The organism is Corynebacterium sp. 335C (assembly GCF_053525695.1).
In genome coordinates this window covers 135194-146062 of sequence record NZ_JASTTB010000002.1, presented here as the reverse complement: position 1 = coordinate 146062, position 10869 = coordinate 135194, and the positions used below count along the sequence as shown (strand labels likewise).

Genomic DNA, 10869 nt, shown 5'->3' with positions numbered 1-10869 from the left:
GCCCCGGGGCTACTCGCCCTGCTCCTGCGCCATGCGCCAGCGGATGCCGGCCTCCAGGAACCCGTCGATGTCGCCGTCTAGCACCGCCGTCGGGTTGTTCACCTCGTGGCTGGTCCGCAGGTCCTTCACCATCTGGTACGGGTGCAGCACGTAGGAGCGCATCTGGTTGCCCCACGAGTTGTCGGAGTCGCCCTTCAGCGCGTCGAGCTCCGCCCGCTCCTCCTGGCGCTTGCGCTCCAGCAGCTTCGCCGACAGCACCGCCAGCGCCGACGCCTTGTTCTGGTGCTGCGACTTCTCGTTCTGGCAGGTCACCACGATGCCGGTCGGGATGTGCGTCAGGCGCACCGCCGAGTCGGTCGTGTTGACGGACTGGCCGCCCGGGCCCGACGAGCGGTAAACGTCGACCTTCAGCTCCGAGTCCGGGATGTCGATGGAGTCGGTCTGCTCCACCACCGGCAGCACCTCGACCGCCGCGAACGACGTCTGGCGGCGGCCCTGGTTGTCGAACGGGGAGATGCGCACCAGGCGGTGCGTGCCCTGCTCCACGGAGAGGGTGCCGTAGGTGTACTCGCCGTGGACGACGAACGTCGCCGACTTGATGCCGGCCTCCTCCGCGTAGGAGGTGTCGTAGACGTCGACCTTGTGGCCGGCCTTCTCCGCCCAGCGGACGTACATGCGCATGAGCATCTCGGCGAAGTCCGCCGCGTCGACGCCGCCGGCGCCGGCGCGGATGTTGACGACGGCCTCGCGCTCGTCGTACTCGCCCGACAGCATCGTCGTCACCTCGAGCGACTCGATGGCCTCGCGCAGCTCGGCGCGCTCGGCGTCGGCGAGCTCGGCGGCGTCCGGGTCGCCCTCGTCGTCGGCCAGCTCGTACATCACCGGCAGGTCCTCGAGCCGCTGGCGCAGGCCGCGGACGCGCTTGAGCTGCGCCTGGCTGCGGGACAGCTGGGAGGTGACCTGCTGGGCGTGGTCGGGGTCGTCCCACAGGGACGGGTCGGCGGCCTGCGCCTCGAGCTCCCGGACGCGCGAGTCCAGCTCCTCGAGGTCGACGACCTTCTCGATGGTCGTCAGCGTCGCGTCGAGGGCGTCCAGGTCTGCGGTCACGTCGGGATTCACGCCCCACACAATAGCGGCCGGGGGTGCATGATGGTCCCATGACCGCCACCGCGAACCGACCAGTCACCGACATGGACGTCGCCCGGAAGGCCGTCGCCGAGGCGGCGGCCCTGGCCGCGGAGCTGCGCGCCGGGGGCCTCGACGTCGACTACAAGACGTCCGTCAGCGACGTCGTCACGCAGGCCGACCGCGCCGCGGAGGAGCACGTCGTCTCCACGCTGGCGGAGCTGCGGCCGGACGACGGCATCCTCGGCGAGGAGGGCTCGGCGAAGGAGTCGCGCTCCGGCCGCACGTGGGTCATCGACCCCGTCGACGGCACCTACAACTTCACCGCCGGCTCCGACTACTGGTGCTCCGCGCTGGCGCTGGTGGAGGGCGACCCCCACGCGCCGGACCGGGTGCTGCTCGGCGCGGTGCACCAGGTCGCCGGCGGGCGCACGTGGATCGGGGGCCCGGAGCTGCCGACCGAGCGCACCGACGCGCGCGGCACCCGCCGCGTCGGGACGCTTGACGACGGGCTGCGCGCCGCCTCCACCTGCGCCGCCACCTACCTGCACTCGTCGTTCTTCGGCGACGGGGCCTCGGCGGCCGACGACGCGGCCGAGCGCGCGGCGCTGGTCTCCCGCTGGTCGCGGGCCATCGGCCGCTTCGCGACGTGGCGGGCGCTCGGCTCCGCCTCCCTGGATCTGGCGGGCGTCGCCGACGGCCGCGAGGGCGCCTGGTTCCAGCACTCCGTCGCCCCGTGGGACTGGCTGCCGGGCTTCGCCCTGGTCGCCGGCGCCGGCGGGGCGGGCGTGCTGTCCGGCGGCTGGCGCGTCGCGGGCCCCGCGGGCATCGTCGGCGAGGTCGCCGCGATCCTGGCGGACCCGGCGGAGGCGGCGGGCTAGATCAGCTGCGCGGCGCCGATGACGACGAGCAGCACGGCGACGAGGTAGCCCGCCCCGCGCGCCACCGCCGCCTGATTGCGCTGCGCCGCGGCGAAGATCTGGCCGAGCCACGAGTCCGGCCGGTGCCGGATGGCCGCGACGGCCAGGCCCGCGAGCGTCGGCAGGCTGAGCGCCACCGTCGCGTACGCCACCAGGCCCAGCCACCGCGACGCCTCCGGCAGGCCCTCCGCCGACAGCAGCAGCAGGCCCGCGAAGAACGGCACCGACGTCGCCGACTGGATGACGCCCAGCAGGAAGCCGGCGGCGACGGTGCGCCACGAGGGCACCCGCAGCGGCCCGAGCAGCTTCGCGACCAGGGCCGAGGAATCGCCGCCGCGCAGGGTGAGGGCGGCCGTCGCAACGCCCGTGATGACCAGCAGCCACCCGAACACCGGCGAATGCACCAGCGCCTGCACCCGCTGCCCCAGCCCGTCGAAGACGGTGAGGACGAGCACGGCGAGCGTGAGCACGCCCAGCCAGTCGCCGGCGACCAGCAGCGGCGCGATGCGGCGGTAGGAGCCGCGGCGGAGGATGACGCCCAGCGCGACGAGGACCCCGATCAACAGGACGTTGACGGAGTCCAGGAACGCGAACGTCAGGGCCTCGAGCATGCGCATAGACTACCGGCCATGACCGACTACACCGATGACCTGCGGCTGGCCCGCGAGCTCGCCGACGCCGCCGACGCCCTGACCGCCGCGCGCTACGGCGCCTCCGACCTGGCGGTCGAGTCCAAGCCCGACCTCTCCCCGGTCACCGACGCCGACCTGGAGTGCGAGCGCACCATCCGCGCGTTGCTCGCCGACGCCCGGCCGGACGACGAGGTCTTCGGCGAGGAGTTCGGCGGCGACGCCGTCCCCGGCGGCCGCCAGTGGGTCATCGACCCGATCGACGGCACGAAGAACTTCGTCCGCGGCGTGCCGGTGTGGGCGACGCTCATCGCGCTGCTCGTCGACGGCGAGCCCGTCGTCGGCGTCGTCTCCGCGCCCGCGCTGGGCCGCCGCTGGTGGGCCGCGAAGGGCGAGGGCACCTGGACCGTCACGGGCGTCGTCGGCGAGGCGGGCTCCTTCGACGGCGCGGAGCCGCGCCGCATCCGCGTCTCCCGCGTGGGCGACCTCGGGGACAGCTCGATCGCCATCTCCTCCCTCACCGGCTGGCGCGACCGGGGCCTGCGCGACCAGCTCATCGGGCTCACCGACGACGCGTGGCGCCTGCGCGGCTACGGCGACTTCTTCTCCTACTGCCTCGTCGCCGAGGGCGCCGTGGACGTCGCCGCCGAGCCCGAGGTGTCCCTGTGGGATCTCGCGCCGCTGGCGGTGCTGGTCGCCGAGGCCGGCGGCCGCTTCACCTCCCTCGCCGGGGAGGACGGGCCGCACGGCGGCGACGCCGTCGCCTCCAACGGACTGCTCCACGACGAGGTGCTGCGCCGCCTGGCGCCGTAATCCGGTGGACGGCGGGGCCCGGAGACGACGGGCCCCGGGCCGGGCGGGCCCGGGTCGCGCGGACGCCGTGGCCCGGTGGACGGCCAGAACCTGCGGCATCCGGGGGTGGGCCGGCCCGCCGCGAACGGCGGTGGTCCGTCACCGTTCGTTCCGCGGATGGGGGTACCCCGGGCGGACCCCAGGGTCGTTCCCCTTTCCAAATCCGCGAAGGGTTCACTACCCTTCGTGACATGGGTTACGGAACGGACAAGTACGCACGCCGCGAGGCGCGCTGGGGAACGCTCCCCGGCCGCGAGCCGCGCGGCACCATGTCCGACGCACAGCTGCTGAAGCTGGCCCTGACGCCTCCGCGCCAGCGCTGCTGCAGGAAGACGCGCCGGTGCCGCAACTGCCCCGTCGTCGTCAACCAGATGAACCGGGCCATCACGCGCGGCTCCGGCGACATCGACTTCGCGGCGCTCGCCGGCATCGCCCAGCGCGCCCGGGTCCGCTAGCCCGCCCGCCCCGCAGACCCCGCACCCGCATGGTGCGGGGTTTCGTCATGCGGGCGGCACCGCGCGCACTTCGACCGTTACGGCCCGGACATGACGAAGGCCCCGCCCGGATTACTCCGGGCGGGGCCTTCTCTTCGTAGCGGGGGCAGGATTCGAACCTACGACCTCTGGGTTATGAGCCCAGCGAGCTACCGAGCTGCTCCACCCCGCGTCGGGGAATGCCTTCGCATTTCCTGCTGCCTCGTGGGCAACGTCATGTAACTGTACAGACACCTGACGCCGTCGGCAAATCCGCTGGTCGCGATACCGGAAGCGCCCCGCGTTCATCGCCGGGACATGCGCCGTTCGCGGGTCGTTCACTCCCCGCCCCGCACGGGGCGACGCGGGCGACCGCTCCCCCGCGGCCACGCGCCACCGCCGCTCCGGCGTCGGCGGGCCTCCCGCCCCGGGGCTCGGGCCCGGGCCAGGGCGCCGTCCCCGCCGGGGGCGGGCGCGTTCCCCGGACATGACGGAGGCCCCGCCCGGATTCCTCCGGGCGGGGCCTCGTCTTCGTAGCGGGGGCAGGATTCGAACCTACGACCTCTGGGTTATGAGCCCAGCGAGCTACCGAGCTGCTCCACCCCGCGTCGTTGCGGTTACCGACGATAACACCGGCGACCGCCGCCTGGCCAATCGCCTGGTCGCGGGGCGGAAGGCGGCGCCGGCGCCGCCGTGCGACGGGACGGCGCCGCGCCGGGGCCCGGCCGCGGGGCCGCCTGCTCGGCGAAGCCCGCGGCGCGGGCGCCTACTCGACGTCCTGGCCGTTGGCGCGCTGGTAGTCGCGCACCGCCGCGTCGAGGTCGGACAGCGCCTGGCCCTGCGCGGCGAAGTCGCCGGACTCCTGCGCGGTGCGCAGGCGGGTCAGCGCATCGTTGATGCGGTTGACCGCGTCGTCGCGGGCGGCCTCGTCGACCTCGCGCGGCGCGTCTGCCGGCGGGGCGTCCTCGGCCGGCGGCTGCTCGGTTCCGTCCTCCGGCTGCCCGCCGCCCTCGGGCTCGCCGGAGATCTGCGTCGCGGCGGCCGGGTCGATGCCGACCTCCGCCAGCGCCTCGGACACGGTCGCGCCGTAGCCGACCTCGCCGCGGTAGGACACGAGCACGCGCAGCAGCTTCGGGAAGGCCGTCTCCTGGCCCTCGCGCTGGGTGTACACCGGCTCGACGTAGAGGATCTCGTTGTCGCCGACCGGCAGCGTCAGCAGGTTGCCGTTGATGACGACGTTCGCGCCCTCCAGCAGCGTCCGCTCCTGGGCGACCTCGTCGGCCGACATCATCGTGTCCTGCGCCTGCTTCGGGCCCATCGTCTGGGTGTCCGTCGGCAGGGCGCGGACCGTGATCTGGCCGTAGTTCTCCGGATCGGACGAGACGGTCATGTGGGCGGCGAGGTACTCGCGCTCCAGGCCGCGGAACGCGGAGATGAGCTGGAAGCTCGACCGGCCGGTCTTCGGGTCGGCGGCGACGACGTAGTACGGCGGCTGGGACAGGTTCTGCTCCTCCGGCGCCGTCGGGTCGTTCGGCACCGACCAGAACGCGTCGTTGGTGAAGAAGACGCCCGGGTCCGAGACGTGGTAGCGGGTCATCAGCTCGCGCTGGACCTTGAACAGGTCCTCCGGGTAGCGCAGGTGCTGCATCAGGTCCTCGGAGATCTCGGACTTCGGCTTGACGACGCCCGGGAACGCGGAGCGCCACGCCTTCAGCACCGGGTCCTCCTCGTCGAACGCGTAGAGCTCGACGGTGCCGTCGTACGCGTCGACGGTGGCCTTCACGGAGTTGCGGATGTAGCTGATCTCCTCGTTCGGCAGCGCCTGCTGGGTGCCCTGCTGGTTCAGCGAGTCCTGCGTGGACTCCTGCAGGCTCATGCGCTCGGCGTACGGCATGTCCGCCAGCGTCGTGTAGCCGTCGACGATCCACTTGATGCGGCCGTCGACGACCGCCGGGTACGTGCGGGAGTCCGTCGTCAGCCACGGGGCGATCTTGTGGACGCGCTCGCGCGGGTCGCGCTCGAAGATGATCTTCGAGTCCGGGCCGATGCGGTCCGTCAGGAGGATGTTCATCTCCCGGTACTTCAGCGCGTAGAAGGCCTGGTCGACGATGTTGCCGATGGGCACGCCGCCCTTGCCGTCGTAGGTGAAGTTCCGGCCGTCGGCGTCGTACTCGAAGTCCGTGCCGGAACCGTTGCCGCCGACGATGGCGTAGTCCGCGTCGGAGTCGGCGATGACCGGGCCGTAGTAGATGCGCGGCTGCTCCAGCTGGAGGTTCATCCCGTTCGGGTCCTCGGACTGGAACAGGTCGGCGACGGTGTACAGCGGGTAGCCGCCGCGGGTGGAGCCGGCGCCGGCCGCGACCTCGTCGACCCGGTTCGCCGGGGCGGCGATGAAGCCGTTGCCGTGGGTGTAGACCGTGTGGCGGTTGATCCAGTCCTGCTGGTTGCCCTGCAGGTTCCGCGGGTTCAGCTCGCGGGCGGCGACGACGAAGTCGCGCATCTCGCCGTCGATCTCGTACCGGTCGACGTCGAGGACCTCGGGGAAGCCGTAGAAGTTGCGGAGCTGGCGCTGCTGCGTGAACGTCGGCGGCAGCACCTCCGGGTCGAGGATGCGGATGTTCGCCAGGGTGTTCTCGTCGGACGCGATGGCCTCGGCGCCCTGCTCCTTCGACTCGGGATCCTTCTCCTCCGCGCCGGTGGCGCCCCAGTCGCGGATGACGGTGACGTCCTCCTCCGTCAGCCCGTAGTGGTAGCGCGTCGCCTCGATGTTGCGGGCGATGTACTCCCGCTCCTTCGCGGCGCGGTTCGGGTCGACGGAGAACTGCTCGACGATCATCGGCCAGGCGACGCCGATGACGCCGGCGGACACCAGCATCAGGGCCGTCGCCATCGCCGGGATGGCGAGGTTGCGCAGGAAGATGGCGGCGAAGAACGCGGCGGCGACGAGCAGCGCGATGACCAGCAGCACGATCTTCGCCGGCAGCAGCGCGTTGACGTCCGTGTAGGACGCGCCGGTGAACGTCGCCTGCGGGTTGCCCAGCATGTCGTACCGGTCGAGCCAGTAGCCCACGGCCTTCAGCAGCATGAAGACGCCCGCCCAGCAGGCGAGCTGCGCGCGGGCGGAGCCGGTGACCCGCATCTTCTCCCCCGTCGTCGGGTCGCCGGCGCGCAGGCCGCCCAGCAGGTAGTGGGTGACCAGGCTGAGCAGGAACGCGACGATGACGGCGATGACCGCCGTGTCCGCCAGGAAGCGCCAGAACGGCAGGTGGAAGGCGTAGAACCCGTAGTCCAGGCCGAACTGCGGGTCGGCCTCGCCGAAGTCCTCGCGGTGGAGGAACAGCAGCGCCGAGCGCCAGCTCGCCTGCGACAGCACGCCGGCGAACAGGCCGAAGATGACGGGCGTGCCGATGAGCACGGTGCGGGAGCCCTGCTCCGCCATCTTCCGGTAGGCCGCCAGCGGGTGGCGCGGATCCAGCCCCGGCACCGTCGCCGGGCGGGACCGCCACGCCAGCCACAGGGCCAGGAACACGATGCCGCCGAACAGCAGGCCGACCATCAGGAACAGGACGATGCGCACGGTCCAGGCCGTGGCGAACACGCCCCGGTGGCCGACCTCGCCGAACCACTGGAAGTCGGTGTACACGTTGACGAGAACGGGGACGATGAGCAGCAGCGCGGCGATGACGACGACGATCGCCGTCAGCCACCGGCTGCCCTTTCCGCCCGCCTGGATTCTCGCGTCGGGACTGTGGGTCAACGGGCTCTCCTTGGGGCCGGGCCGCCGGGTTTCCCGGCCGCCCGGCATCGGGTCTACGGTTGGTTCCACTCTAAGGAAAAACGAAGGAAGGGCGCGAACGGAATGGACGATCGGATGGACGCGGCCGGCGGCGCCGCCTGGCGGACCCGGCCGGCGCTGAACAGGGCGGCCGTCGAGGCCGTCGAACTGGCCCATGCCGAGGGCTGGGACCGGCCCCCGCAGCTCATCGCGCTGGTGCCGACGGAGCTGGTCGCCGGCGCCCTCGGCCGCGAGCTCGACGGCGACCCGCTGACCCTGGTCACCCAGGAGCCGCTGCCGGAGGGCGTCGAGGGCGGCTCCCCGGAGCTCGGCGAGTTCATCGCCCGCACCTCCTGGCCGGAGGGCGTCGTCGGCGCCGTGCTGGTCCAGGAGGTCCTGGTCGTCGCCCCCGAGCGGGCCGACGAGGTCGGCGGCATGGAGCTCGACGAGGTCCGCGCCGGCGCCCGCTCCGGCGCGCGCGACGGCCTGGCCCGCCAGGTCCGCCTGGTCACCGGCGTGCTGGCCGACGGCCCCGACGTCACCCTCATCCAGCCCCGCCCGACGGAGGCGGAGCTCGCCGAGCGCGGGCCGTTCGCCGAGGACGACATCGAGCTCCGCGACGGCACCGGCGCCGCCGACGGCGTCGTCGCCGCGCTGCGCGCCACCCTCGGCGAGTAGCGGGGGCGAGCCCGACCCTCGCCCGGGCCCGGACCCGCTTCCCCGGCGCCCGCCCCGGGGCTCCCGGACCGGGGCGATGTAACGGAAACCTGAACGCCGGCGAAGAGTCCCGTAGATTGCGATCAGGTAACGTTGTGGCTCCATTCACCTGGAGCGCCCGTCCTGGTAGCCTCACCTGTCACACACAGCATCCCGCGTCACACATGGAGCATTCGACATGACCCTGAAGCAGTCCCTGAAGAAGGCCGTCGCGGCCGCGACCGCCGCGCTCGGCGTGGCCGGCCTCGCCGCCGTCGTCTCGTCCCCCGCCGCGGGCGCCAACCCGCACGGCGGCTCGCGCCTGGTCACCATCGGCGACTCCTTCACGTCCAACCCGACCATCCCGGGCCACCCGATCTCCGGCTCCGACCCGCTGGACGAGCACCGCCAGACCGTGCCGTCCCGCAAGCCGGGCTGCATCGTCGACCCGTTCAACTGGCCGCGCGTCGCCGCCCAGGACCTGGGCCTGAACTTCAACGACCTGCGCGACTTCGCCGACTACTCCTGCAACGGCACCGGCCGCGTCCCGGTCCAGGACCTGACCGCCAGCGTCGACGCCGCCATCAACCAGGGCGACATCGGCCCGTCGACCAACAAGGTCGTCTTCATGTACGGCGGCCTCGACGCCCTCACCTGGGTCGACGCCGGCGCCGGCATGCTGCGCCTCGACATCCCGACCGGCTACGACCGCCTCCTGGTCGACATGGCCAACCGCGTCCGCCAGCACGCCCCGCACGCCGAGGTCGTGTTCGCCGGCTACCCGGAGCTGACCTCCGGCGACACCGTCTGCCTGGTGAACCTCGACCCGAACGCCCCGGGCCGACTGCTCGTCCCGGGCGCCACCGCCGTCGAGGACTCCCTGCGCAACACCATGCGCTCCGCCGCCGCCCAGGCCGGCGCCCGCTTCGTCGACCTGCGCGAGGCCACCCGCGGCCACGGCACCTGCGCCGCCCCGGACCAGCGCTACGTCGCCGGCCTCGTCGACACCACGGTCGAGCACAACATGCGCCTGCACCCGACCATCCACGGCCAGCAGGCCATCGGCCACTACATGGCCGGCCAGCTCCACGGCGCCTGATCGCGCCGCACCCCCGGACGCCCTGACGCGGGCGTGCACGAGGCCCCCTCCCGCACCGCGGGCGGGGGCCTTCCCCGTCGCCGCCCTCCCCCGCCGGCCGCAGCCCGGCGCCCGGCCCCGCCGCATCCCGCCCCGCCCGGCGGCGCGCACGAAAAAGGCCCCCACCTGCAAGAGCAGGTGGGGGCCGTGCAGTGGAGCTGCCGGGAATCGAACCCGGGTCCTCCGCCACTTCACCAGGGCTTCTCCGTGCGCAGTCCGCGCGGAATCTCTGCTCGGCCCTCCGGATCAGGCGGACATGTCCGGATGACGGGCCCAGCCGCCAGTGAGTGTCCCCGCCGGGCCTCGCGGCCCACCCGGCGGGCGGAGCCCCTCTGAACGATGCCGGGGTCCGGAGCAGGGGCCTCTCCGGTCCGACAGACACGCGGTCGCTGTATTAGGCAGCGAGGGCGTAGTCGCGCTGAGTGTTCTCGGCGCTTAATCAGTTGCTGCGACGCTTGCGGTGGTCCTCAGCCTGCACCGGCACGCTTCCCCTGGCTCAATGTGCGGAGTCGAAACCAAAATCAGCCCCTCACGCCCGCCGGGAGGGTCCGTGCATCGGACCCGGCGGGAGGACCCAGCGTAGCGCGGTGCGGCGCCGGCGGTCAACGCGCGCGGGTCCCGTCGCAAAGCATGGCGTGGCGCGCACCGCGGGTGCGCGCGGAAACACGCGGGAGGCGGCCGTCGCAACGCGATTGCGTGACGACGGCGACCGTCACGCGTTGACGCCCTTGATGCGCCGGCCGAGCTCGCGGGTGATCTCCCGCGCCTCGGTGCGGCGCTTGATCGCCTGGCGCTTGTCGTAGTCCTGCTTGCCGCGGGCCAGCGCCAGCTCCACCTTCAGGCGGCCGTCCTTGAAGTACAGCGACATCGGCACCAGCGTGTTGTTGCCGTCGCGGACCTTGCCCTCCAGCGAGTCGATCTCGCGGCGGTGCAGCAGCAGCTTCCGGTTCCGGCGCGGCGAATGGTTCGTCCACGACCCGTGCGAGTACTCCGGGATGTGCAGGCCGCGCAGCCACACCTCCCCGTCGTCGATCGTCGCGAACGCGTCGACCAGCGACGCCTTGCCCTCGCGCAGGGACTTCACCTCGGTGCCGACCAGCGCGACGCCGCACTCCCAGGTGTCCAGGATGACGTAGTCGTGCCGGGCACGGCGGTTCGTGGCGATGACCGGGTTCCGGTTCGCCTTCGCCTTCTTCGACTTCTTCTTCGCCATCATGATTCGGACGATGCTACCCGAGCGTCCCCCGGCGTTTCACCCCGG

At 72.6% G+C, this 10869-nt stretch carries 9 protein-coding genes, 2 tRNA genes and 1 other RNA gene; 5 read left to right on the top strand and 7 right to left on the bottom strand.

The genetic code is table 11. The features are described 5' to 3' along the window. Window positions 1-9: 9 nt before the first annotated feature. Window positions 10-1119 carry a peptide chain release factor 2 gene (prfB, locus tag QQS41_RS07640; protein ID WP_448852117.1) on the bottom strand — a complete coding sequence of 370 codons (1110 nt, stop codon included), beginning with the start codon at window positions 1117-1119 and terminating at the stop codon, window positions 10-12. A gap of 38 nt (window positions 1120-1157) precedes the next feature. Between prfB and QQS41_RS07635 the strand changes: the two genes are divergently transcribed. Next, entirely contained in the window at window positions 1158-2006 is an 849-nt protein-coding gene (locus tag QQS41_RS07635) for an inositol monophosphatase family protein (protein ID WP_448852116.1), read from the top strand. Here QQS41_RS07635 and QQS41_RS07630 read toward each other — a convergent pair. Next, complete coding sequence (locus tag QQS41_RS07630) at window positions 2003-2656, bottom strand: hypothetical protein (RefSeq protein WP_448852115.1); 654 nt, start codon at window positions 2654-2656, stop codon at window positions 2003-2005. The two genes, QQS41_RS07635 and QQS41_RS07630, sit on opposite strands and share 4 nt — an antisense overlap. A gap of 18 nt (window positions 2657-2674) precedes the next feature. Here QQS41_RS07630 and hisN point away from each other — a divergent pair, with 18 nt between their 5' ends. Beyond that, entirely contained in the window at window positions 2675-3487 is an 813-nt protein-coding gene (gene hisN / locus QQS41_RS07625; protein ID WP_448852114.1) for a histidinol-phosphatase, read from the top strand. Between the two features lie 230 nt (window positions 3488-3717). Beyond that, complete coding sequence (locus tag QQS41_RS07620) at window positions 3718-3981, top strand: hypothetical protein (protein WP_448852113.1); 264 nt, start codon at window positions 3718-3720, stop codon at window positions 3979-3981. Between the two features lie 137 nt (window positions 3982-4118). On the opposite strand, the gene QQS41_RS07615 is transcribed toward QQS41_RS07620, so the two are convergent. The 3 genes from QQS41_RS07615 to QQS41_RS07605 form a co-directional block, all read right to left on the bottom strand. Next, a tRNA-Met gene (locus QQS41_RS07615) sits at window positions 4119-4192 on the bottom strand. 341 nt (window positions 4193-4533) lie between these two features. Next, window positions 4534-4607 (bottom strand) — tRNA-Met (locus QQS41_RS07610). Window positions 4608-4765: 158 nt separating this feature from the next. Further along, window positions 4766-7804 carry a UPF0182 family protein gene (locus QQS41_RS07605; RefSeq protein WP_448852541.1) on the bottom strand — a complete coding sequence of 1013 codons (3039 nt, stop codon included), beginning with the start codon at window positions 7802-7804 and terminating at the stop codon, window positions 4766-4768. 54 nt (window positions 7805-7858) lie between these two features. Here QQS41_RS07605 and QQS41_RS07600 point away from each other — a divergent pair, with 54 nt between their 5' ends. Then, on the top strand, window positions 7859-8452 hold the full coding sequence (locus QQS41_RS07600) for a PPA1309 family protein (RefSeq protein ID WP_448852112.1): 594 nt from the start codon (window positions 7859-7861) through the stop codon (window positions 8450-8452). A 217-nt stretch (window positions 8453-8669) separates the two neighbouring features. After that, window positions 8670-9569, top strand: a complete 900-nt coding sequence (locus QQS41_RS07595; protein ID WP_448852111.1) for a GDSL-type esterase/lipase family protein — start codon at window positions 8670-8672, stop codon at window positions 9567-9569. 189 nt (window positions 9570-9758) lie between these two features. Here the strand turns inward: QQS41_RS07595 and ssrA are convergent. Both ssrA and smpB read right to left on the bottom strand, forming a co-directional pair. Further along, window positions 9759-10137, bottom strand: a transfer-messenger RNA (tmRNA) gene (ssrA, locus tag QQS41_RS07590). A 183-nt stretch (window positions 10138-10320) separates the two neighbouring features. Further along, complete coding sequence (gene smpB, locus QQS41_RS07585; protein WP_448852540.1) at window positions 10321-10821, bottom strand: SsrA-binding protein SmpB; 501 nt, start codon at window positions 10819-10821, stop codon at window positions 10321-10323. Between the last annotated feature and the right edge of the window lie 48 nt (window positions 10822-10869).

Coding starts and splice junctions, on each gene's coding strand:
- QQS41_RS07635 (WP_448852116.1), top strand. CDS start 1,158: ATGACCGCCACCGCGAACCGACCAGTCACCGACATGGACGTCGCCCGG.
- QQS41_RS07595 (WP_448852111.1), top strand. CDS start 8,670: ATGACCCTGAAGCAGTCCCTGAAGAAGGCCGTCGCGGCCGCGACCGCC.
- QQS41_RS07605 (WP_448852541.1), bottom strand. CDS start 7,804: ATGCCGGGCGGCCGGGAAACCCGGCGGCCCGGCCCCAAGGAGAGCCCG.
- QQS41_RS07620 (WP_448852113.1), top strand. CDS start 3,718: ATGGGTTACGGAACGGACAAGTACGCACGCCGCGAGGCGCGCTGGGGA.
- QQS41_RS07630 (WP_448852115.1), bottom strand. CDS start 2,656: ATGCTCGAGGCCCTGACGTTCGCGTTCCTGGACTCCGTCAACGTCCTG.
- smpB (WP_448852540.1), bottom strand. CDS start 10,821: ATGGCGAAGAAGAAGTCGAAGAAGGCGAAGGCGAACCGGAACCCGGTC.
- QQS41_RS07600 (WP_448852112.1), top strand. CDS start 7,859: ATGGACGATCGGATGGACGCGGCCGGCGGCGCCGCCTGGCGGACCCGG.
- hisN (WP_448852114.1), top strand. CDS start 2,675: ATGACCGACTACACCGATGACCTGCGGCTGGCCCGCGAGCTCGCCGAC.